This is a genomic window from Pseudomonas sp. Q1, assembly GCF_009935975.1.
Lineage (GTDB): Bacteria > Pseudomonadota > Gammaproteobacteria > Pseudomonadales > Pseudomonadaceae > Aquipseudomonas > Aquipseudomonas palleroniana.
The window spans coordinates 109108-132249 of the sequence record NZ_QODI01000009.1; the positions used below are offsets into that span (position 1 = coordinate 109108).

A 23142-nucleotide genomic window follows, 5' to 3' on the forward strand; every position below is an offset into this window, starting at 1 on the left:
CGATTATTTTTTATTGTGCTGAAGGCGCTTGCTGTGGCGAGGGAACATGCGGTGGTGAGAGTGAACGCTCCCTCGCCACGACAGCCGGCCCATAAACCGAGGCCGGCTCGGGAAACAGCCGCAGCAAGGTCAGGTACACCACGCAAGCCAGCCCCAGCGTCACCGGCAGGCTGATATCGATGCCATCCGCCAGGTTGCCCAGCGGCCCGACAAACTGCCCCGGCAGGTTGACGAAGCACAGGCCCACCAGTGCACTCGGGATCCAGGCCCCGAGCCCGCGCCAGTTCCAGCCATGGTTGAACCAGTAGCGACCGCCGGTCTCACCGCGGGTGAACACTTGCAGATCGTCCGGGCAGTAGAAGCCCCGGCGTACGATCAGGCCGATGATCATCATCACCATCCACGGCGTGGTGCAGGTGATGATCAACACGGCGAAGGTCGAGACGCTTTGCACCAGGTTGGCGGCGAAACGTCCGATAAAGATGAAGGCTATCGACATCACCCCAATCAGCAATGTGGCCTTGACCCGCGACAGCAGGCGTGGGAACACGCTGGACATGTCCAGCCCGGTGCCATACAGCGAGGTGGTGCCGGTGGACATGCCGCCGATCACCGCGATCAGGCACACCGGCAGGAAGAACCAGCTCGGCGCCACCGCCAGCAGGCCGCCGACATAATTGTTGGCCGCGATGTAGTCCGGCGCCTTGATCGCCACGATGGTCGCGGTGGCCAGGCCGAACAGGAACGGGATCAAAGTGGCGATTTGCGCGAGGACCACCGCCAGCATGATTCGACCTTTCGGTGTTTCACGCGGGATATAGCGCGACCAGTCACCCAGGAACGCCCCGAAGGAAATCGGATTGCTCATGGCCACTAATGCGGCGCCGATAAACGCCGCCCAGAAACCCGGCTGACCCAGCGCTACAGTGCCGGCGAACTGGCTGTCGAAGGCCGGCGCAAACGCGAAGATCCCCAGCAGGAACAACAGGCTCGCCGCCCATACGGCGATACGGTTGACCCACAGCATGAAGCGAAAGCCGTAGATGCACACCGTGAGCACCAGGAGGGCGAACAGGCCATAGGCCAAACCCAGGGTCAGATCGGTTTCCGGCAGGCCAATCAGACGTTTCGCACCACCGACCAAGGCATCACCCGAACTCCACACCGAGAGTGAGAAGAAGGCAATCGCGGTCAGCAGCGACAGAAATGAGCCGACAATCCGCCCGTGCACCCCGAAGTGCGCACCGGAAGACACTGCGTTGTTGGTGCCATTGATCGGCCCGAACAGGCCCATGGGGGCCAGGATCAACGCGCCCACCAGCACGCCCAGTACGATCGCCCAGGCGCCGGCCTGGAACGACAGGCCGAACAGCACGGGAAATGAGCCCAGCACGGCGGTGGCAAAGGTGTTGGCACCGCCGAAGATCAGACGGAACAGATCCTTGGGGCTGGCGGTACGTTCGTGGTCCGGGATCTGTTCGACCCCGTTGGTTTCTATTTTTCGAATACTTTTATCGTTGTTTTTATTATTCATGATCAGCTCCGATCACATTGGCTAATGGGGCGGCAGCCCTTCCGGCATAGCGGATAAATGTTCGTGACAGGCCAGCCACAGGCCCTCTTGTTGTTCTGCGCGCAACCGTTGCCGTCTGAAGACAATGGTTTCGCGTTCCTGGCTATTGAATTGCTCCCCGTTCATGCGCAGCTCGGTGGCCACGTCATGAATCAATATCGCCACCTCACCTTGCAGGCTGACAGTGGCGTTGCTTGAGGTGCAGGACAGCACCTCAAACCCCTCGTCCTGGCGCCAGCTGTCCCACAACGCCTGGTAGGCGTCGCGGCTGAGCAGTGGCTCGGGGAGGGTATAAAACACAAAGGTGGCATCGGCCGTGAACGCGTCGAAATAAGCGGCGCGGTCATTGCGGGCAAACGCCGACACCAGGTCGGCGGCAGCTTTCAGCACGGCTTGCGTGCTCATCAGCGATGCGCCACGCCAGGCAGTACGCAGAGCATCTCGTACAGCAAGTTGGCGCCCAGCAGCGAGGTGTTGCCGGTGGTGTCGTACGGTGGCGAAACTTCCACCAGGTCGCAACCAATCAGGTCCAGGCCCTGGCAGCCGCGGATGATCTCGATCGCCTGGATGGTGGTCAGCCCGCCGATTTCCGGGGTGCCGGTACCGGGCGCCCACGCCGGGTCGATGCCGTCGATATCAAAGCTCAGGTACACCGGGCCACCGCTGACTTTTTCACGTACTTCGGCCATCAAGGGGGCGAGGGAGTGGTGCCAGCATTCTTCGGCCTGGACCACGCGAAAGCCCTGTTTGCGGCTCCAGTTAAAGTCTTCGGCGGTGTAGCCCTGGGCGCGCAGGCCGATTTGCACCACACGGTCGCAATCGAGCAAGCCTTCTTCGACGGCGCGGCGGAAGGTGGTGCCGTGGGCGATTTTCTCACCGAACATGTGGTCGTTGACGTCAGCATGGGCATCGATGTGCACCAGGCCGACCTTGCCGTGTTTTTTGTGGATCGCGCGCAGGATCGGCAAGGTGATGGTGTGGTCACCGCCCAGGGTCAGCGGGATCACGTCGTGGTCAAGAATCTCGTCGTAGGCTTCTTCGATGATGCGCACGGCGTCGAGCAGGTTGAACGTGTTGATCGCCACGTCGCCGATATCGGCCACCGACAGCGAGTCGAATGGGGCGGCACCGGTGGCCATGTTGTAGGGGCGGATCATCACTGATTCGGCGCGGATTTCACGCGGCCCGAAGCGTGTGCCGGCACGCAGTGAAGTGCCGATATCCAAGGGCACGCCGATAAAGGCGGCGTCCAGGCCCTGGGCCGTTTGCAGGTGGGGCAGGCGCATCATGGTGGCGATGCCGGCGAAGCGCGGCATTTCGTTGCCGCCCAGTGGTTGGTGGAAAATCTTGTCCACGGGAGTGCCTCATCGTTGTTTTGTTTATTAGCGGCCGATTCTGCGAAAAGCCCGTGGCGGGAAGAATCGGCAGGGGCAAATACTTAGTTCAGGTTTTTCTAAACTAATCCCCAGCGGTTAAACTCTCTGGGTTGTAGTGAGCGGGCTTGCCCCGCGCTGGGTGGCGAAGCCGCCCCAACAAAGACGCCGCGGTATTTCAGAAGAACCGAGGAGCCCGGGTTTGGGGCGGCTTCGCCACCCAGCGCGGGGCAAGCCCGCTCACTACAAGCCAACTGAACATTGTGGAGAGCCCATGGCCAACGCCTTGCCCGACTTGAAACTGCTGCGCATCTTCGTCAGCGTGGTGCGCCACCAGGGCTTCGCCAATGCTCAGCACGAACTCAACCTGTCGACGTCAGCCATCAGCACCTACATGAGCCAACTGGAGTCGGCGTTGGGCCTGGTGCTGTGCCATCGCGGGCGGGGCGGGTTCAGCCTGACCAGCAAGGGCGAGTTGTTCTATCAGGAAACCCTGCGCCTGCTTGGTGAACTCGAAGGTTTCGAGCAATACGCCGCCGCGTTGAAAGGCGAGTTGCGCGGCACCCTCAAGCTGGGCGTGCTCGACTCCACTGTCAGCGACAAGGCGTTGCCATTTGCCGAAGTGATCGGCGCCTACAGCCTGGAACACCCGGCGGTGCATTTGCATCTATCGGTGATGAGCCCTTACGAATTGCAATTGGGGGTGCAGGACAATCGCCTGGACCTGGCCATCGGCGCTTTTTCCAATCGCATGAGCGGGTTGATCTACATGCCGCTGTATCGCGAGCAGCACTGGTTGTATTGCAGCACGCGGCACCCGCTGTTCAACGAGCGGCGCATCCCCGAACAAGTGATTACCCAGCAGCGCATGGTCGGCCGCGGCTACTGGAGCCAGGCGGAACTGGCGCGCCATGGCTTCAAGCACAGCGCCGCGACGGTGGAGAGTATGGAGGCGCAGCTGATCCTGGTGCTGTCCGGTGCTTACATCGGCTACCTGCCCGAGCACTATGCCCAGGCGTGGGCCGACAAGGGCGACCTGCGCGTGTTGCTGCCGGCGACCTTCGGCTACCAGGCGCCGTTCTCCATGATCATGCGTCGGGGCCGCAGCCGCGAGCCGTTGATCCAGACGTTCCGCGACTTGCTCAAAGCCCAGCTCAACCAGGCCTGAAAATCATGTCCAGACCCCAATGTTCCTGTTGCCTCAGGCCCGTCACCCATTGCCTGTGCCCGTTGATTCCCTGCCTCGACAGTCGCACGCGAGTGTTGCTGTTGCAGCACCCGAGCGAGGTCAACCATGCGCTGAATACCGCACGCTTGGCGGCGTTGGGGTTGAACAATGCGCAGTTCGTAGTGGGCGAGGTGTTTGCAGATTTGCCGACTTTACTGAACCCGCCCGGTTATCGGGCGCGGTTATTGTTCCCGGCGGATGATGCCCAGCCTTTGCAGGCCTATGCGCCGGACGAGCAGCCCTTGTTGTTGGTAGTGCCCGATGGCACCTGGCGCAAGGCGCGTAAACTGTTGCACCTCAATCCGTTGTTGGCGGCGTTGCCGAGGGTGACACTGGCCGAGGGCGGTGTTTCGCGTTACCGGCTGCGCAAGGCGCCGGGGCCGGGGGCGCTGTCGACGCTGGAGGCGATTGTTCAAGCGCTGCAGGTGCTGGAGGCACCGGTATCGTTCGAACCGTTGCTCAAACCCTTTGAAGCGCTGATCGAGGGGCAGATTGCGGCGATGGGTGAGGAGGTGTTTCAGAGAAATCATGGTGATGGGCAGTCGGGTTAGCCCGGAGATCGAGGTGCGGCTATCGGGAGCAAGCCCCCTCCCACAGATGACCGCATTCCAATGGTGTCACTCGATCCTCTGTGGGAGGGGGCTTGCTCCCGATAGCGGTGGCACAGGCGCCCATTAATCCACATATTCCAATAAGTAATAAACACCACACTTTGCGTGATATGGCCCGCCGACCTTTCCCGGTATGATGTTCGCCCCCGCAGTCTGGATTGCGAATACGCCATGACCTTGCAGTACCCAACAATCGCCGATTGCGTCGGCAACACGCCCCTGGTCCGCTTGCAACGCATGGCGGGTGAAACCAGCAATACCCTGTTGCTCAAGCTCGAAGGGAACAACCCGGCCGGCTCGGTCAAAGACCGCCCGGCGCTGTCGATGATCACCCGCGCCGAGTTGCGCGGGCAGATCAAGCCTGGCGACACCCTGATCGAAGCCACCTCCGGCAACACCGGGATCGCCCTGGCCATGGCTGCCGCGATCAAGGGCTACAAGATGATCCTGATCATGCCCGACAACGGCAGCGCCGAACGCAAGGCGGCGATGACCGCCTATGGCGCCCAGTTGATCCTGGTCACCCAGGAAGAAGGCATGGAAGGCGCGCGTGACCTCGCCGAGCGCATGGCCGCCGAAGGTCGTGGCCTGGTACTGGACCAGTTCGCCAATGGCGATAACCCAGAGGCGCACTACACCAGCACCGGCCCGGAAATCTGGCGCCAGACCCAGGGCACCATCAGCCATTTCGTCAGCTCCATGGGCACCACCGGCACCATCATGGGCAACTCGCGTTATCTCAAGGAGCAGAACCCGGCGATCCAGATCGTCGGCCTGCAACCGATGGAGGGCGCGTCGATCCCGGGTATCCGCCGTTGGCCCGAAGAGTACTTGCCGAAGATCTACAGCGCGACGCGCGTAGACCGCATCATCGACATGGCTCAGCGTGAAGCCGAAGACACCACCCGCCGTCTGGCCCGTGAAGAAGGCATCTTCTGCGGCGTGTCTTCCGGTGGCGCGGTGGCGGGCATGCTGCGCTTGTCCAGGGAAGTGGAAAACGCGGTGATCGTCGCGATCATCTGTGACCGAGGCGACCGTTACCTGTCGACCGGCATTTTCGACGAACCCAACTGATGGCCAAGCACGAAAGAGGCCTGCGCTTCCAACCGACGGGCGGTAGTCGGGCCCCGCAGATTCCGGTGGGCAAGAAACAACGCCTGACCATCGAGCGCCTGGCCAATGACGGCCGTGGCATTGTGTACTTTGAAGGCCGTACCTGGTTCGTCAATGGCGCCCTGGCCGGTGAGGACGTGGAAGCGCGGGTGTTGGGCGCTCATGGCAAGATCGTCGAGGCGCGCACCGAGCGCGTATTCACCGCCAGCGAACTGCGGCGCCCGGCACCCTGTGCCCACGTGGGGCGTTGTGGTGGCTGCAGCGTGCAGCACTTGCCCCATGCCGAACAACTTGCCCTGAAACAGCGCATGCTCGCCGAGCAATTGTCGCGTGTGGCCGGTGTTGAGCCGCAGGAATGGGCGGCGCCCTTGAGCGGCCCGGAATTTGGCTACCGTCGCCGCGCCCGCGTGGCCGTGCGCTGGGATGCCAAGGCGAAAAAACTTGAAGTGGGTTTTCGCGCCGTGGCCAGCCAGGACATCGTCGCCATCGATGATTGCCCGGTGCTGGTACAGGCCTTGCAGCCGATCATGCAGCGCTTGCCGAACCTGTTGCGCCGGCTGAGCAAACCGCAGGCCCTGGGGCATGTCGAGTTGTTCAGTGGTACCTCCATCGCCGTGTTGCTGCGGCATATGGCGCCGTTGTCGGAAGCGGACCTGCAGCTCTTGAAAGAATTTTGTGCCTTCCATGAAGCCCAGCTGTGGCTGCATGGCGAAGGACAGCCGGAGCCGGTCGAAGCCGATGCCGTCTTGGGGTTTCGATTGGAACAGTGGGATCTGGAGCTGGCTTACCGGCCTGGCGATTTCGTCCAGGTCAACGCCGCAGTCAACGCGGCGATGGTCGCCCAGGCCCTGGAATGGCTGGCGCCACAACCCGACGAGCGGGTGCTGGACTTGTTTTGCGGGCTTGGCAACTTCGCCCTGCCACTGGCGCGTCAGGTGCGTGAAGTGGTGGCGGTGGAAGGTGTGCAGGCCATGGTGGACCGGGCGGCCGCCAATGCCGTCAGCAATAATTTGCATAACGCACAGTTTTTTCAGGCCGATTTGTCCCAGCCTTTGACTGACACAGAATGGGCCAAACAAGGCTTTTCTGCGGTACTCTTGGACCCACCCCGTGACGGTGCCCTGGAAGTTGTGCGCAAGCTTGCGACCTTCAAGGCCAGGCGTCTGGTGTATGTGTCCTGCAACCCGGCCACGCTGGCGCGGGACACCGTTGAGTTGGTCAAGCAAGGCTACCGGCTAAAGCGTGCCGGGATCCTCGACATGTTTCCGCAAACCGCGCATGTCGAGGCCATGGCGTTATTTGAAGCGGGCTAGGATGCCCGTTTAATCCGACCGGCCTTGTAGTCTCCAGGGCCTGTGACCTGCCGGGGAGAGTGCAGTACAAGGTCGGCGATGATTTTTGACGCATCGAAGGTGCGTCGTAGGGAAGGTAAGCAAGATGGTACAGGTGAGAGCACACCAGCCGATCAACACCGACGGCAGTATCAATCTCGAGGCATGGCTGGATCATGCCGTCAGTGTCGACCCGGCACTGGACCGTGAAGCCTTGAAGGCCGCTTGCGAGTTCGCTCGTGAGTCCGAGCAGCAAAACAATGCGGCCAAGAACCTGTGGGCCGAGGGCACTTCGAGCTTTCGTACCGGGCTTGAGATCGCCGAGATCCTCGCCGATCTCAAGCTCGACCAGGATTCGCTGATCGCCGCCGTGCTCTATCGCGGTGTGCGTGAAGGGCATATCCAACTGGCCACCGTCAGCCAGCGCTTTGGCGCCTTGGTCGCCAAGCTCATCGACGGCGTGGCCCGCATGGCCGCCATCAGTGCCAGCCTCAGCCCGCGCCAATCGATGGTGATGGGCACCCAGGGCCAGGTGGAAAACCTGCGCAAGATGCTGGTGGCGATGGTCGACGACGTGCGCGTCGCCCTGATCAAGCTGGCCGAGCGTACCTGCGCGATCCGGGCGGTGAAGACGGCCGATGATGAAAAGCGCAACCGCGTTGCGCGCGAAGTCTTTGATATCTATGCGCCGCTGGCGCATCGCCTGGGTATCGGCCATATCAAGTGGGAGCTGGAGGACTTGTCCTTCCGCTACCTTGAGCCCGAACAATACAAGCAGATCGCTACGCTGCTGCATGAGCGGCGGCTCGACCGCGAGCGCTTTATCTCCGACGTGATGAATCAGCTGCGCTCGGAGTTGCAGGCCACCGGCGTCGAAGCCGATATCAGCGGCCGCGCCAAGCACATCTATTCGATCTGGCGCAAAATGCAGCGCAAGGGCCTGGCCTTCAGCCAGATCTACGATGTGCGCGCCGTGCGCGTGCTGGTGCCGGAAATGCGCGACTGCTACACCGCGCTGGGCATTGTCCACACCTTGTGGCGGCACATTCCCAAGGAGTTCGACGACTACATCGCCAACCCCAAGGAAAACGGCTACCGCTCGCTGCACACTGCGGTAATCGGCCCCGAGGGCAAGGTGCTGGAAGTGCAGATCCGCACCCACGCCATGCACGAAGAGGCGGAGCTGGGCGTGTGCGCGCACTGGCGCTACAAGGGCACCGACGTCAAGGCCGGGTCCAACCAGTACGAAGAGAAGATCTCCTGGCTGCGCCAAGTGCTGGAGTGGCACGAAGAACTGGGCGACATCGGCGGCCTGGCCGAACAGCTGCGCGTGGATATCGAACCGGACCGGGTCTATATCTTCACCCCCGACGGCCATGCCATCGACTTGCCCAAGGGCGCCACGCCGTTGGACTTCGCCTACCGCGTACACACTGAAATCGGCCACAACTGCCGCGGCGCCAAGATCAATGGGCGGATCGTGCCGCTCAACTACACCCTGCAGACCGGTGAACAGGTCGAGATCATCACCAGCAAGCATGGTACGCCGAGCCGTGACTGGCTGAACCCGAACCTGGGCTACATCACCACGTCGCGGGCGCGGGCGAAGATCGTGCACTGGTTCAAATTGCAGGCGCGCGACCAGAACGTCGCGGCCGGTAAAACCTTGCTTGAACGCGAACTGGCGCGCCTGGGTTTGCCGCAGGTGGACTTCGACAAGCTGGCCGAAAAGGCCAACATGAAGATTGCCGAAGACATGTTTGCCGCCCTGGGCGCTGGCGACCTGCGCCTGGCGCAACTGGTCAACCTGGCCCAGCAGTTGGTCGAGCCGGAGCGCGGCAGCGAACAGCTGGAACTCATTCCACGCAAAGCCGCCGGCTACAAGCCCGGCAAGCGTGGCGATATCCAGATCCAGGGTGTGGGCAACCTGATGACGCAAATGGCCGGCTGCTGCCAGCCGTTGCCGGGGGACGCCATCGTCGGCTACATCACCCAGGGCCGTGGTGTCAGCATTCACCGGCAGGACTGTGCCTCGGTGCTGCAGTTGGCCGGGCGCGAGCCTGAACGGATCATCCAGGTCAGTTGGGGGCCGGTGCCGGTGCTCACCTATCCGGTGGACATCGTGATTCGTGCGTACGACCGTTCCGGCCTGCTGCGTGATGTGTCCCAGGTGCTGCTCAACGAGCGGATCAACGTGTTGGCGGTCAACACCCGTTCGAACAAGGAGGACAACACTGCGTTGATGTCCCTGACGATCGAGATCCCGGGCCTGGATGCGCTGGGGCGGTTGTTGGGGCGTATTTCCCAGTTGCCGAACATCATCGAGACCCGGCGCAACCGCACACCATGAATGGATCAGCACCATCTGAAATGTGGGAGGGGGCTTGCCCCCGATGAGGACAGGTCAGTCGGCATCTATGTTGGCTGACCCACCGCTATCGGGGGCAAGCCCCCTCCCACATTTGATCTTCAGCGGATAGAGATCAATGTATTCACTAGACGACTTGCTGTACCTGATGAACCGCCTGCGGGACCCGCAATACGGGTGCCCTTGGGACATCAGGCAAACCTACGCGACCATTGTCCCGCACACTTTGGAGGAGGCTTATGAAGTCGCCGACGCCATCGAGCGCGGCGACTTCGACCATCTGCAAGGTGAGCTGGGCAACCTGTTGTTCCAGGTGGTGTATTACAGCCAGTTGGCACGGGAGGAGGGGCGTTTCGAATTTGCCGGCGTGATCGACGGCATCACGCGCAAATTGATTCGTCGCCATCCTCACGTGTTCCCGACGGGCGATCTGTATGCGCCGTTGGATGTTCCGCGGTTGAGCGAAGAGCAGGTCAAGGAGCGTTGGGAGCAGATCAAGGCTGAGGAGCGCGCAGAAAAGTCCGATACACCGCTGCAGCTTTCCCTGCTGGACGATGTGCCCACGGCACTGCCATCGTTGTCCCGTGCCGCCAAATTGCAAAAGCGCGCCAGCCAGGTCGGCTTCGACTGGCCCGCCGCCTTGCCGGTGGTGGATAACGTGCGCGAAGAGCTGGATGAAGTGCTTGAAGCCATGGCTGATAACGACTCGGCCGCGATCGCGGATGAAGTCGGCGACCTGCTGTTTGCAGCGGTCAACCTCGCCCGGCATCTCAAGGTTGACCCGGAAACCGCGCTGCGCAGCGCCAATGCCAAGTTTGAACGACGTTTCCGATTTATCGAACAGGCATTGCGCGATACCCAGCGTCCCATAGAAGATTGCACCCTCGAAGAGTTGGACGCCCTGTGGGGCGAAGCCAAACGTCAGGAAAAGAACGTGTCCAACTGCGGTTGAGCAGTTGCCTAAGTGAGTAAGCACCATGAGCCTTTCCCTTCGCGACCAGTTGCTCAAAGCAGGTCTGGTCAACCAAAAGCAGGCCAAGCAGGTCGGCAAAGAGAAACAGAAGCAGCAGCGCCTGGTCCACAAAGGCCAGGCCGAGGCCGATGACACCCAGGCCCGCCTGGCTGCCGAGGCGAAAGCCGAGAAGGTCAAGCGCGACCAGGAATTGAACCGCCAGCAGCAGGAAAAAGCCGAGGCCAAGGCCCGCACCGCGCAGGTCAAGCAGTTGATCGAGACGTCGCGCCTGCCGAAGCTGACCACCGAGGATTACTATAACTTCGTGGATGACAAGAAGGTCAAGCGCCTGTCGGTCAACACCTTGATGCGCAACAAGCTGAGCAACGGCTCCCTGGCGATCGTCCACCACGGTGGCGGTTATGAGGTAATCCCGCGTGAAGCGGCGCTGAAGATCCAGGAGCGCGCACCGGAGCGTATCGTGCAGCTCAACATCCTGACTGAAAGCCAGGTGCCGGATGAGGATGATCCGTACGCCGCCTACCAGATCCCGGATGATCTGATGTGGTAAAGCCCTAGAAACAACAAACCCCGCTCAAAAGGCGGGGTTTGTGTTTTCAGCCAAGCGTATTACCAATCCACGGCGTAACTCACGCTGAAGGTACGACCCTCGGCATTCGGGTACGGCGCACGCGCGTTGGCCTGGGCGAACATGTTCTGGTAGTTGCGGTTGCTGAGGTTATAGATGGCCCCTTCCAGGCGACCCACCGGCAGCCTGACCGAACCCAGCAGGTCGACCAGGGTGTAACCCTGGATATCGCGACCGTTGTTGTCCTTGAACGCGGCATCATAGTCGTCCAGGCGCATGGCTTGCAGGCGCAGGCTGTAATCGTCGTGGTTATAGCCGACAAAGGCGGTGGTCTTGGCCGGGGAGATGCGTGTGGCAGGCAGGTCGATCCATTTACCGTTCTGCTGGGTCTCGCCTTTTGCATAGGCGTACGTGCCGCCGACGGACCACTGATCAGTGACGTTGTAGGTCAGGCTGGTTTCGATACCGCGTACACGTTCTTTCTGGTTGATCAGGCGCAATACGCGGTCATTCGCGTCATAGAACTGGGTGACGTCCGAGGTGTTTTCGTATGCCGTGACGCTGGCCAGCCACTTGTCCCAGTTGCCGCGCCAGCCCAGTTCATAGCTGTCGACCTTGAGCGCTTGGGCATTGAGTTTCTGGATGTCGTACTTGCTGTTGACGTCCCGCAGGAAACGCTGGATATCCGGCAGGGAAAAGCCCTGGCTGAAGTTGACGAACACATCCTGGTTTTCGCTCAGGTGGTACACTGCACCGAGGTTGTAGAGGGTATCGTCATATTTCAGGGTGCCGCCCGGCAAGGTTGCCCGGTTGCCGGTCTGAACGATTTCTCCATAGGCGATGCTGTCGGCAACGTTACTTTCGATCCACTCGCGCCGGACGCCGCCGCGCAGGGTCCAGTCGTCGATGTCGTAGGACAGCTGACCAAAAATCGCCTTGGTGGTGGTCGTGATGTCCGGCCCCAGCTCGAAGGTGGTGCCGGTCTTGGTGTAGGTCAGGCCATTGACCCGGTATTGATCGCCACGCTGGCGTGAGGTTTCGTGGTCATAGTCAGCGCCCCAGACCAGGTTGCCGGTCGCTGGGCCGATGTCGGGCATCTGTGTGTCGATGGCTGCACGCAAGCCGTAGACGTCCTGCACGCTGTTGTTATCGGAAACACCGGCGCGGCCCCGCGACAGGTCCGGGAAGAACAGCGCGTCGGCACGGCGCCAGTAACTTTCGACTTGCAGGCCCTGGCCGTAGAAATCCCTGTCGGTGTAATTGAGGTTGACCGCCTGGTTGTGGGTGAACGGTTGGTCGTCCAGGTCCAGGCCTTTTACTGCAACGGCGGTGTTGCTGTTGCGTGGGTCTTTGGTGTAACGGGTGTCCTGTTCATCTTTATAGTCTTGCAGCGACAGGCTGATCTTCTTGTCGTCATCCAGCTCGTAGCCGAAGCGGCCTTGAAGGTCGTAGGTATCGGTGTCCATGTTGCTGCCCTGGGACGTGTCCTGGGGGATGCGCTTGCCGTTGCCATCGAACTGGTCGTTGCGTTGTACGCCGTTGGCCGACACGTACCAGTCCACGGGACCCTTGCGCCCCGTGGCACTTTGGAACGCCTCGTAGGCGAATCCCTTGTGGCTTAGATTGTTACCGGCGGTCATGCCGATCTTGCTGCTGAACGCGAGGTCTTCACCTTGGTTGCGCTTGGTGATGATATTGATGATGCCGCCCGAAGCTCCGGCCCCGTAGACGCTGCTCGCGCCGGAGATCACTTCGATGCGCTCGATGCTTTCCGGTGCCACGCTGTTGAGTTGGCGGAAGTTGTCGCGTGTCGCGTTCTGGGATACGCCGTCGATCAGGATCAGCGTGTTACGCCCGCGAAGGGTCTGGCCGAAGTTGCTCATACCGCCGCTGGACGGCGAAATGCCGGGTACCAATTGCCCGAGGATATCCGCAACCCGTCGCCCTGCGCCCGCTTGCTGGCGGATCTGGGCTTCATCGATCACCTGCACCGAGCCTGGGATCGCGGCAATGCTGGTTTCACTGCGCGTAGCCGAGACGACGGTGGCCTGTAATTGCAGGTTAGTGGGCGCAGCTTCGGATGAGTCGGCCCAAGCGGGTGTACTGATGGAGCCGATCAGAGGCAACAGTGCTGCCCATTGCGATTTTTTCATTACCATGCCTTTCAATTATTAGAAGTATTGACAGAAAAAACGGATATCACGGGTGTGCGGGTGTACGAGCGGATGGCGCGGATACCCAGGGCGGCCAGCGCGTAGGTGAGCGCGACCAGCCAGAAGCTGTGGGCCAGGCCGACCATTCCCATGCCGATGCCGCCCAGCAAGGCGCCGCACAGGGCACCCGCCTTGGCGGCGCTGTTACCCAGGCCCAGGGCAAAACCTTGTTGCGCGGGCGCGACGGTGTTGGCGATCAATGTGTAGGCAACCGGCAACAGCGCGCCTTGCCACAGGCCCCAGAGCAACCGGCTGGCGAGGAAGCCGAACCATTCGCTGGCGATTGCGGTGCACGCCAGGGTCAAGGCACAGGCCCATGTGACCCATTCGATGATGCGCAGCGTGTATGCCGGTGGGTGCCGGTCAAACAGGCGGCCCCACAGGGGCGCCGACAGCGCCAGGGTCAATGCGCTGGCGGCATAGCTGGCACCAATCAACCAGGCCGGTGCGTGTAAGACATCGGCGACGTACAAGGCATAAAACGGCTGGGGCATCATCTTGGCGGCCTGGATCAGCACGATGATCCCCAGCATCGCCCCAAGCCAGCCTTTGGGCAGGGCGGTGGGCGTGGACTTGTGTTTCGAGCGCACGCGCCGGGTATCGCCGGGCAAGAACAGGCTGACCACCGCACACGACAGGCAAACGGCCGTGGCGCTGTAGCAGAGCAGGGCGAACCCCGAGACATCCATCAGCCAGCCGCCCAATACAGGACCGGCCAATGAACCCACGGCGGTCGCCGACTGCAGGCGCGCCATGATGTGACCGCGCCCGCTGTCGCCACAGCAGGCCAATGCGTAGGCTTGAGCCGCCGCGATAAAGCCGGCCAGCGCGCCCTGCGCCACACGAATGGCCACCAACAGCCAGGGATCGAAGGTGATCGCGGCCAGCGCCTGGCAGGCCGCTAGTGCGAGCAGGGCCCGAATGATCATGGGCTTATGGCCGGTACGGTCACCCAAGCGCCCCCACAGGGGCGTCAGGATCATCGCCGCCATCATCGGCCCGGCATACACCAGCGACGAAAGCAGGCCGGTGTAGTGGGCATTGGCGTCGCCGAGCAACTTCTGGATCTGCAGGGGCCAGAAAGGGCCACTCATTTCCATGGCCCCCATCGATACCAGCTGGATCACTACCAGCAGCCTCAGCGCAGTGCTGTTAGTGGGCATGTGTGTCGGCACTCAGCGGGTTCGGCAGGCGCCCGACGATATCCGCGTGGCTTTCCAGCAAACGCATGCGCATGAAGGACTTGGCGGGCCATGCCTGCTCCAGCAGCGCTTTGCGTTCGGTTTCCCAGCGTTGAGGGGCGACGACGTCGCGCAATTGGTCAAAGCACTGGCTGACTTGGGCCGCCAGTTCGTTCCAGAGCAGCGCCTGGGGCATATCGAAATAACGCGCGCTGAGCAGCACCAGTTCGCCCAAGTGGCACATGAAGACGGTGTGCAACAGTTTGTCGCGTACAAAGCCCGCATCGTCGTACAGGGTCATCTTGGGATCATGCAGCTCGATGTCCAGGCCTTGGGCGTGCAAGGTCTGGCGGTCGATGCGGATATCGCCGAAATCACGCAGTAGCAGGCGGCTCAACTGCCCGTCCGCAGCCATGACCATGAAGGAGTTCTGCTGGTGGGCCTCGAATGCAACGCCATAGCGCAGGTACATGCCGAGCAGGGCTGGCACGGCGATTGAGGCGTAGTCGCGAAAGAACCCGAGCATGGCGTCGGCGTCGTCCCGGCCTTTGCTCAGGCGTACCCACTGCCTCAGCAGTGGCTGCCCGTGTTGGTCGATGGCAAACAGGCTGCCTACCGGAATGGCCAGCTCCCCCGGTTGAAGCTGACTCAGGGGGTTGTCACGGTAGAGCACGGCCAGATGGCGGGAATGTTCGTCATTGGCTGGTTGAGGCTTGAAATGCACACCGATCCGCTCGGGCACGATGCTCAGCACTTTTTGAATCGCGGGCTCGCGTGCCAGGATCGTCAGCAGCAACTGGCTGATGCGCGGGCCCATGCGCGCCGAACGCGGCGACACCGTGCGCTGTACGCTGGTCAGGCGCAGCGAAACAGGAAGCTTGACCATAGGGGCGTCAGGCCGGCCTTCAGGCAAGACCGTCCGGAAGGACATGGTGGGGTGGGCGGCGAACGCGACGATGTCGGTTAGCACCAGCAGACGGTCACCTATCTCGTTGGCGAACAACTGGGGAAGCTCCTGGCGAGCTTGCCAAGGGTGGGCGGGCAGCGGCAGATAGTCGCTGGCTTCAAGGCCCTGGGCGGTGAGTTCGGTCACTAATTGTTGCGCAGCGTGGGGAAACTGGGTTTGCCACCACTGCCAGTAATCCGCGGTACCCGCCAGCGTTTCGACGTGGGCGTACTGGCGGTGCAACGCACAGAGGATGACCGGGAAACGCGCTTCGAACTCGGGTGAGAAATCAATCACTTGATCGGTGCCCAGGCCCAGTTTGGTTTTGTAGTTGGGGTGCCAGGGGTGACCCAGCGTGCCCCACTGTTCAAGCACGGAAGTCGGGTTGGCAACGCTGGGTTCGTCCTTGAGGTAGCGCAGCAGGTTGGCCTGATGGGCCGCGCTCATCGAGGCGTGCAGCCTGAGGCTCCATTGCTCGTGAAACGCTAGGCACAGCGTGTCGTTGACGAAACTGTCGTCGATCTCGGTATTGAGGCGGTTCAGAACCTGCGTGTCGGCAGGCGTCTCGAGGGCGTCGTTAAGCAACGTCAGCAACTGCGAGGGGAATTGGATCTTCTGGTCCGCCAGATTGACTTGGCAAAGCGTGATCGGGCCACGCAGGTCCCAACTGGCCATGCGACCTGGGCGCAAGTGCTCGAAATGCAGATGGGCGTGATCGGACAGTGGTAGTCGGCAGTGACCTTGCTGGTCATAGCTGAGTGCGTTGGAGTCCAGCAACCCTTCACGAAACAGGGCCTGGATCAGGCGTTGAAAGCTGCGTTGCGCTGCGGGTACGAGGGTGTCGATCAGTGTGTCGAGAGTTATACGATGAGCCAGAAATTGCGGAGTAGCCAGGGCTTCCCCCCAGCGTTTAAGCAATGATTGCTCCGGTGCACTGCTGTATTCATTCGACATGATGAACTCCCTTTGGTCATGTGGCGGCTGAAAAGTGCGCGAATATTATCGAGAATCATTACCAGTTGTCTATTTGTTGCTGCATACAACTGAATCGTTATGCGCGATGCCGATGACCAAAACGAAAAACCCCGCTCGAGGGCGGGGTTTTTGGGCGGTAGGGGCCTCAGCTGCGTGGGCTGGGGGCCTACTCGAATTTCAGAGTTTCAGGAGCTTTGTGCCTGGCGTTTCATTTCGAGAATTTCGAGCTCGTTTTTATAATTGTTGGCATCGCTCTCGTTGTGAAACATACCGACCAATACGTCTTGCTGATGGACATCCCAGATGTGAATCCCGTGAGCTACCGCTTCGTGGGACATATGTTCGTCGTCGCGTTCAGTTACTTTTACAGTCATCTGCTTGCTCCAATCTCTGGTTGATCTGCGGCAAGTCGTCGCAGGCCTTTGTTATATGTTTTGTTAGCTTGCTAAGTAAACTGATTTTGCGCGCAACAATTAATTGCAGAAACTGCAACAGTCCTGCAGGCCGCGCAAATAGCGACATTGCGTCGCAGAGGCTGGTGATTTATGACAGAAGTTTCATGTTGGCATCCGCCCATTGGCTAATCGACAGGCGAAAAAAAGCCCCGCATTCGCGAGGCTCTTCGTCTTGTCGTTCGGTCAGTTGCCTTTGACAGGCTTGCCGTCAACGGTGCCGTCCAACAGCATGATGTTGTATTCCTTGCCGTCGGTTTCGACCTGACGCAGGGCAACCAGGATGCCGCCCCAGTCCTTGGCGAACCACATTTGGGTGATGCGTTTGGTCTGCGACGGATCGCGCACGCGCTCAACCTTGATTGCATCAATCGAGCCGGCCTTGGTCTGGACTTTTTCCGGGCCAATCACGCGGAAGTCGTAGGTGTCGGTGTCGGTGCCCTCAGCCACGCGGTAGCTCATGCTTTTTTTGCCGGCAGCCACATCGCGTTGCAAGGCCAACTGATAGGTCGACTTGTCGAGCATGCCGCTTTCGAGGGTGACGTTGACCGGGTCTTTGTTTTCGAAGCCGGTGATTTTGTTGGTCGAGTAGTCGAAGTCCAGGTTGATCTTCTTCGCCTTACCCAGGCCGCCGCGTTCGAAGGTGTAGCTCTTGGGTTGCAGAGCATCCTTCTCAACCTTGATCACGCTGGTTTCGGTGAGACTGGCGATCATCATGGACGCCTTGAAGTTCAAGGTCCAGGTGCCATCGCTGTTGTGGGTCAGGCTGCGTTCAGCCGAACCACTCATGGGCAACTGTTTCCAGTCGGCGGTGTAGCTGGCGGAGAAAGGGTGTAAATCTGCTGCTTGCACGGCTGGCAAAGCAAACAGCGCAAAAGCGAAGAGCAAGGCGCGACGCATAAAATCTCCTAGGTTCGAATCAAGTGGCCGCTGGCCGCAAGTAACTGGCCGTCCAATAATGCACCCTGCGCACCAAGAATCAACCGACCCTCGGCAAACCAGCGAACTGCCAGCGGGTAAATCTTGTGTTCCTGGGCGTGAACCCGTTGCGCAAGCGTCTGCGCTGAGTCTGTCGACTCTACCGGAACCACTGCCTGTACGACCAGAGGTCCGCCATCGAGTTCCTCGGTAACGAAGTGCACGCTGCAGCCATGCTCGGTGTCGCCGGCGTCGAGCGCGCGCTGATGGGTGTGCATGCCTTTGTACTTGGGCAGCAGGGAAGGGTGGATATTGAGCAGGCGCCCTTCATAGTGGCGCACGAAGCCAGCGCTGAGAATGCGCATGAAGCCGGCAAGGACCACGAGTTTGGGGTTGAAGGCGTCGATGAGTTCGATCAAGGCGCTGTCGAAGGCTTCGCGGCCGTCGAAAGCCTTGTGATCCAGGTCTCGGGTTTCAATACCCGCGTCCCTGGCGCGTTGCAGGCCGTAGGCGTCGCTGCGGTTGGAAATCACCGCAGCGATGCGCACCGGGCTGTCGCCGGTGCGCGTGCTGTCGATCAGGGCCTGCAAGTTACTGCCGGTGCCGGAAAGCAGCACCACGACATCACAGGTCTGAGACATCAATGGGCCTTGAGGTTCTTCAGTTCAACCTGAGCCGCGCCTTCCGGGGCGGTTGCGATCTGGCCGATGACCCAAGGCTGCTCGCCGGCTTCGCGCAGTACGTTCAGCGCGGTTTCAACCTGGTCCTGTGCCACGCAGATGACCATGCCGACGCCGCAGTTCAGCACGCGGTGCATCTCGGTTTCGTCGACGTTGCCTTTTTCTTGCAGCCAGTCGAATACCGCAGGACGCTGCCAACTGGCCACGTCGACGATCGCCTGGGCGCCTTTTGGCAGAACGCGTGGAATGTTGTCCAGCAGGCCGCCGCCGGTGATGTGCGCCATGGCCTTGACTGCGCCGGTGTCCTTGATCAGTTTGAGCAGTGGCTTGACGTAGATGCGCGTCGGGGCCATCAGCAGATCGGTCAATGGCTTGCCGTCGAGCTGGGTGTTTTCGATGTCGGCGCCGGACACTTCGATGATCTTGCGGATCAGCGAGTAACCGTTGGAGTGCGGGCCGGACGATGGCAGTGCCAGCAGGGCGTCACCGGCGGCGACTTTGGAGCCGTCGATGATCTCGGCTTTTTCCACGACGCCAACGCAGAAGCCGGCCAGGTCGTAGTCTTCGCCTTCGTACATGCCTGGCATTTCAGCGGTTTCGCCGCCGACCAGGGAGCAACCCGACAGTTCGCAACCGGCGCCGATACCGGTGACAACTTGCGCGGCGGTATCCACGTTCAGCTTGCCGGTGGCGTAGTAGTCGAGGAAGAACAGGGGCTCGGCACCGCAGACCACCAGGTCGTTGACGCACATGGCAACCAGGTCGATGCCGATGCTGTCGTGCTTGTTCAGGTTCAGGGCCAGGCGCAGCTTGGTGCCCACGCCGTCGGTGCCGGAGACCAGCACAGGCTGCTTGTAGCCGGCCGGGATTTCGCAGAGGGCACCAAAACCGCCCAGGCCGCCCATGACTTCAGGGCGCGCAGTGCGCTTGGCGACGCTCTTGATGCGTTCGACCAATGCTTCACCGGCGTCGATGTCTACACCGGCGTCCTTGTAGCTCAGGGAGGGTTGCTTGCTCATGATCCAGGCCTTTAGGGGGGATTCAGGGGTAACGACCGAGCGGCCAGGGGCTTTTGGTAAAAGGCCCAGCCATTGACGGTCTGCGAAGGCGCGCGATTTTATCAGGCTTGAGGGGCAGCGGCCATCCTCGCGCCGACGGGCAGGGCTATAAAGGTTAAAAAACGCGGTTAAAAATGCTAATCGCCGCTCTCGTCGTGTGTATTAAGGTATAGCCTTAACCCGCTATCGTTATGACAGTACGAAAACTTGCCGGGCTCCTGTGAATGTTTTGTCGGTCGGTGTGGTCACAGCCTTGCCGAGCCGAGTTCAGGCGGCCTGTTCTACCCGTTAATTTTGTCGTTCGGGAATCTTCCATGCGTTTGTGTAAATTCTTTTTTGCAGGCTGTTTGTCGTTGGTCAGCCTGGCGAGTCATGCCGAAACCCTCAATGGCCTCTACCAAGTACTTGAACCTGTCAGCAGCCAGTCGCCCCAAGAACGCGACCAGGCGACCCAGCGCGCCGTGCAGACCCTGGTGATCCGCCTGACCGGCGACGCCAAGGCCGCCGATGGCCCGGGCCTGGCGGCGATTCGCAAAGACCCGCAGCAGATCATTACCCAGTACGGCTACGACGCCGGCCCGCCGGAAAGCCTGCAGGTGGATTTCGACCCGGTCAGCACCGATCGCGCGTTGCGACAGGCTGGCTTGGCAATCTGGGGCAGCAACCGGCCGTCGATTCTCGGCTGGTGGCTCAACGATTCCACGGACGGCAGCAGCCTGGTCGGCGATGGTCAAGCCGTTGCCCAGGCCCTGCGCCGGGCCGCGCAGCATCGTGGCTTGCCGTTGCGTCTGCCGCTGGGCGACCTGGATGAGCAGGTGGTCGCCACCGCTCCCAATCTTGAAAGCGCGGATGCCACGCCACTGCGCGCAGCCTCCGAGCGTTACGGCGCCGATGCATTGCTGGCGGTGCACGCCCGCCAGGATGGCAATCAGTGGCAGGCCAAATGGCGCCTGTGGCTGGGTGACAAAAGCGAGCAGGGCACCGCCCAGGGGGCCGATACCGGAGCGGTAGCCGATGCCGTCATGTTGGCCGTCAGCGAAAAGCTGGCGCCACGGTTTGCCGTCAAGCCCGGTGTCAGTACCGAGCAGTTGCTGGAAGTGCAGGGCATGAACCTGGAGCGCTACGCAGCCCTGGGCCATCTTCTGGAGCCCTTTGGGGGCCAGCCGCTGCTCGTGGATGGCAGCCGTATTGTGTATCGAGTCAATGGCAGTGCCGATCAGCTGCGTACTCAGTTGAGCCTGGCCAAGTTGCAGGAAGTGCCTGCCGGTCAGGCGCCGGCCCAGCAACCGGTGGCAGACGGCACCCAGGCGCCCGCAACTCCCGAGCCGCAGGCGCAACTACGTTTTCATTGGTAAATAATCGTCCTTCTTCTATATAGAGGAAGGCAGTCACTGACAGATGGAGTGGTGTATGGCGGATACGCGTCGTTGGGTGTGGCTTGGCGGGATTGTCCTGCTATGCGTTTTTGTATTCCTGCTGCATTCGATCCTGACGCCGTTCCTGGTCGCGTTGCTGCTCGCTTACCTGTTCGATCCCGTGGTGGATCGCCTGGAGAAAGTCGGCATGTCACGCACCTGGGGTGTGGTGACGGTGTTTGTCCTGTTTACCTTGATCATCACCACATTGGTGCTGGTGCTGGTGCCGATGCTGGCCAAGCAGTTGTTTCGCTTGTATGAACTGGCGCCGCAAATGCTCGACTGGTTGCAGCACACGGCGATGCCGTGGGCCCAGGCCAAGTTGGGGCTGGCGGATGGCTTCTGGAAGTTCGACAAGGTCAAGGCGGCAATCAGTGAGCATATGGGGCAGACCACCGATATTGTCGGTGCGGTGCTCAGCCAGGCCACGGCCTCCAGCCTTGCGCTGATTGGTTGGCTGACCAACCTGGTGCTGATCCCGGTGGTGGCGTTTTACTTGCTGCGCGACTGGGACATCATGATGGCCAAGATCCGCAGCCTGCTGCCGCGTGATCGTGAGGAACGCATTGTGTCCCTGGCGAACGAGTGCCATGAGGTGCTTGGCGCGTTCGTGCGCGGTCAGTTGTTGGTGATGCTCGCGCTCGGAATCATCTACGCCGCCGGTTTGATGGCGATTGGTCTGGAGCTCGGCCTGTTGATCGGCTTGATCGCCGGGTTGGCGGCTATCGTGCCGTACATGGGGTTTGTGATCGGAATTGGTTCGGCGCTGGTGGCAGGGCTGTTCCAATTTGGCGGTGACTTGTACCCGATGCTGGGGATTGTCGCGGTGTTCATGGTGGGTCAGGCGTTGGAAGGCATGGTGTTGACGCCATTGCTGGTAGGCGACCGGATCGGCCTGCATCCGGTGGCGGTGATCTTCGCGATCCTGGCGGGCGGTGAGCTGTTCGGCTTCACCGGCATCCTGCTGGCGCTGCCGGTGGCGGCGGTGATCATGGTGCTGGTGCGTCATGTGCACGATCTATACAAGGATTCCGATGTGTACACGGGGGTCGAAGATCCTGAGCTGTAACCTCTACATGACAAACCCGGCCTTGGCCGGGTTTGTCATTTCTGGGAGGCAGGGTGTCAAACAATTTGCGCAAACAGCCCCAGGCTGACGCAAACCTTTGATTTTGCTTGTTGTCTGCTGCATTGTGCGCCTGGCGTCACGGGTATAAACTTTGCAAACTTTACACAGAGGCCACTCACGGTTCGTTTGGAGCCGTTCAGTCAGCATGAAACCGATTCAGCTGCCCCTAGGGGTGCGTCTGCGTGATGACGCCACCTTTATCAACTACTACCCAGGCGCCAATGCCGCTGCACTCGGCTATGTCGAGCGGCTCTGCGAAGCCGACGCCGGGTGGACTGAAAGCCTGATCTATCTGTGGGGCAAGCACGGCGTGGGGCGTACTCACCTGTTGCAGGCCGCGTGCCTGCGTTTCGAGCAGATGGGGGAGCCGGCGGTGTACCTGCCGTTGGCTGAGTTGATGGACCGTGGTATCGGGATCTTCGACCATCTTGAGCAATACGAGCTGGTGTGTCTGGATGATCTGCAAGCGATCGCCGGCAAGGCGGACTGGGAAGAGGCGTTGTTTCACCTGTTCAACCGCTTGCGCGACAGTGGTCGGCGCTTGTTGATTGCCGCCTCTACATCGCCGCGTGAATTGCCGGTCAAGCTGGCCGACCTTAAATCACGCCTGACCCTGGCGCTGATTTTCCAGATGCGCCCCTTGTCCGACGAAGACAAGCTGCGGGCCTTGCAACTGCGTGCATCCCGTCGCGGCCTGCACCTCACCGACGAAGTCGGGCACTTCATCCTCACTCGTGGCACCCGCAGCATGAGCGCGTTGTTCGATTTGCTCGAACAGCTCGATCAAGCCTCTTTGCAAGCCCAGCGCAAGCTGACCATCCCCTTCCTCAAAGAAACCCTTGGCTGGTAGCCAGCCCAGTCATTTCGGTGCTTTCGGCATATTTCAGTCGCCAGAAAACCTGCGTCTTGGCCACTTTGGCCGCGCAAAAGGCAGGTATGGGGTGTTAAGGGCTTAGATGTCATGGTCAAAACAAGAAGTCACATAGAGCACGATTGAATTTGCAAATCGATGTGATAGAAGGCATAGTCTCGACTTC

At 60.8% G+C, this 23142-nt stretch carries 20 protein-coding genes; 10 read left to right on the forward strand and 10 right to left on the reverse strand.

Annotation, left to right across the window (positions count from 1 at the left end; translation table 11 throughout):
* Window positions 1-10: 10 nt before the first annotated feature.
* The 3 genes from DK870_RS15825 to speB are packed head-to-tail and all read right to left on the reverse strand — an operon-like array spanning window position 11 to window position 2928.
* On the reverse strand, window positions 11-1534 hold the full coding sequence (locus DK870_RS15825; protein WP_060756110.1) for a cytosine permease: 1524 nt from the start codon (window positions 1532-1534) through the stop codon (window positions 11-13).
* A gap of 21 nt (window positions 1535-1555) precedes the next feature.
* On the reverse strand, window positions 1556-1978 hold the full coding sequence (locus DK870_RS15830) for a nuclear transport factor 2 family protein (RefSeq protein WP_060756109.1): 423 nt from the start codon (window positions 1976-1978) through the stop codon (window positions 1556-1558).
* Window positions 1978-2928: an agmatinase gene (gene speB / locus DK870_RS15835; protein WP_161549101.1), complete on the reverse strand. Its 951-nt coding sequence runs from the start codon at window positions 2926-2928 to the stop codon at window positions 1978-1980. The genes DK870_RS15830 and speB overlap by 1 nt, the downstream gene beginning before the upstream one ends.
* A 292-nt stretch (window positions 2929-3220) precedes the next feature.
* Between speB and DK870_RS15840 the strand changes: the two genes are divergently transcribed.
* The 7 genes from DK870_RS15840 to DK870_RS15870 all read left to right on the forward strand — a co-directional run bounded on the left by DK870_RS15840 (window position 3221) and on the right by DK870_RS15870 (window position 11120).
* Complete coding sequence (locus tag DK870_RS15840) at window positions 3221-4114, forward strand: LysR family transcriptional regulator (RefSeq protein ID WP_060756107.1); 894 nt, start codon at window positions 3221-3223, stop codon at window positions 4112-4114.
* 5 nt (window positions 4115-4119) lie between these two features.
* Window positions 4120-4725 carry a tRNA-uridine aminocarboxypropyltransferase gene (locus DK870_RS15845; RefSeq protein WP_161549102.1) on the forward strand — a complete coding sequence of 202 codons (606 nt, stop codon included), beginning with the start codon at window positions 4120-4122 and terminating at the stop codon, window positions 4723-4725.
* A gap of 231 nt (window positions 4726-4956) precedes the next feature.
* Window positions 4957-5859, forward strand: coding sequence for a cysteine synthase CysM (gene cysM, locus DK870_RS15850; protein ID WP_161549103.1), 903 nt, complete (start codon window positions 4957-4959; stop codon window positions 5857-5859).
* A complete protein-coding gene (gene rlmD / locus DK870_RS15855) occupies window positions 5859-7211 on the forward strand; it encodes a 23S rRNA (uracil(1939)-C(5))-methyltransferase RlmD (RefSeq protein WP_090369441.1) in 1353 nt (450 codons plus the stop codon). Before cysM ends, rlmD begins: the two co-directional genes overlap by 1 nt.
* Window positions 7212-7335: 124 nt before the next feature.
* Window positions 7336-9579 (forward strand): GTP diphosphokinase, encoded by a 2244-nt coding sequence (relA, locus tag DK870_RS15860; protein ID WP_161549104.1) that lies wholly within the window; start codon window positions 7336-7338, stop codon window positions 9577-9579.
* Between the two features lie 136 nt (window positions 9580-9715).
* Window positions 9716-10549, forward strand: coding sequence for a nucleoside triphosphate pyrophosphohydrolase (mazG, locus tag DK870_RS15865; RefSeq protein ID WP_161549105.1), 834 nt, complete (start codon window positions 9716-9718; stop codon window positions 10547-10549).
* 25 nt (window positions 10550-10574) lie between these two features.
* Window positions 10575-11120: a DUF2058 domain-containing protein gene (locus DK870_RS15870; RefSeq protein WP_060756101.1), complete on the forward strand. Its 546-nt coding sequence runs from the start codon at window positions 10575-10577 to the stop codon at window positions 11118-11120.
* Window positions 11121-11179: 59 nt separating this feature from the next.
* Here DK870_RS15870 and DK870_RS15875 read toward each other — a convergent pair whose 3' ends face one another.
* The 7 genes from DK870_RS15875 to purM form a co-directional block, all read right to left on the reverse strand.
* A complete protein-coding gene (locus DK870_RS15875) occupies window positions 11180-13291 on the reverse strand; it encodes a TonB-dependent receptor (RefSeq protein WP_104994458.1) in 2112 nt (703 codons plus the stop codon).
* Between the two features lie 11 nt (window positions 13292-13302).
* On the reverse strand, window positions 13303-14514 hold the full coding sequence (locus DK870_RS15880; RefSeq protein ID WP_161549106.1) for an MFS transporter: 1212 nt from the start codon (window positions 14512-14514) through the stop codon (window positions 13303-13305).
* Complete coding sequence (locus DK870_RS15885; protein ID WP_161549107.1) at window positions 14504-16432, reverse strand: IucA/IucC family siderophore biosynthesis protein; 1929 nt, start codon at window positions 16430-16432, stop codon at window positions 14504-14506. The genes DK870_RS15880 and DK870_RS15885 overlap by 11 nt, the downstream gene beginning before the upstream one ends.
* Before the next feature lie 206 nt (window positions 16433-16638).
* Window positions 16639-16827 (reverse strand): hypothetical protein, encoded by a 189-nt coding sequence (locus DK870_RS15890; protein ID WP_060756097.1) that lies wholly within the window; start codon window positions 16825-16827, stop codon window positions 16639-16641.
* A 264-nt stretch (window positions 16828-17091) separates the two neighbouring features.
* On the reverse strand, window positions 17092-17805 hold the full coding sequence (locus tag DK870_RS15895; protein ID WP_060756096.1) for a DUF3108 domain-containing protein: 714 nt from the start codon (window positions 17803-17805) through the stop codon (window positions 17092-17094).
* Window positions 17806-17813: 8 nt separating this feature from the next.
* A complete protein-coding gene (purN, locus tag DK870_RS15900; RefSeq protein WP_060756095.1) occupies window positions 17814-18464 on the reverse strand; it encodes a phosphoribosylglycinamide formyltransferase in 651 nt (216 codons plus the stop codon).
* Window positions 18464-19522 (reverse strand): phosphoribosylformylglycinamidine cyclo-ligase, encoded by a 1059-nt coding sequence (gene purM / locus DK870_RS15905; RefSeq protein WP_060756094.1) that lies wholly within the window; start codon window positions 19520-19522, stop codon window positions 18464-18466. The genes purN and purM overlap by 1 nt, the downstream gene beginning before the upstream one ends.
* A gap of 353 nt (window positions 19523-19875) precedes the next feature.
* On the opposite strand from purM, the gene DK870_RS15910 reads away from it, so the two are divergent.
* The 3 genes from DK870_RS15910 to hda all read left to right on the forward strand — a co-directional run bounded on the left by DK870_RS15910 (window position 19876) and on the right by hda (window position 22955).
* Complete coding sequence (locus DK870_RS15910; protein ID WP_161549108.1) at window positions 19876-20916, forward strand: DUF2066 domain-containing protein; 1041 nt, start codon at window positions 19876-19878, stop codon at window positions 20914-20916.
* Window positions 20917-20971: 55 nt separating this feature from the next.
* The gene (locus tag DK870_RS15915) at window positions 20972-22045 is read left to right on the forward strand and encodes an AI-2E family transporter (protein ID WP_060756092.1); all 1074 of its coding nucleotides are present in this window, start codon (window positions 20972-20974) and stop codon (window positions 22043-22045) included.
* A gap of 205 nt (window positions 22046-22250) precedes the next feature.
* Window positions 22251-22955, forward strand: coding sequence for a DnaA regulatory inactivator Hda (gene hda / locus DK870_RS15920; RefSeq protein WP_017134884.1), 705 nt, complete (start codon window positions 22251-22253; stop codon window positions 22953-22955).
* Window positions 22956-23142 lie beyond the last annotated feature (187 nt).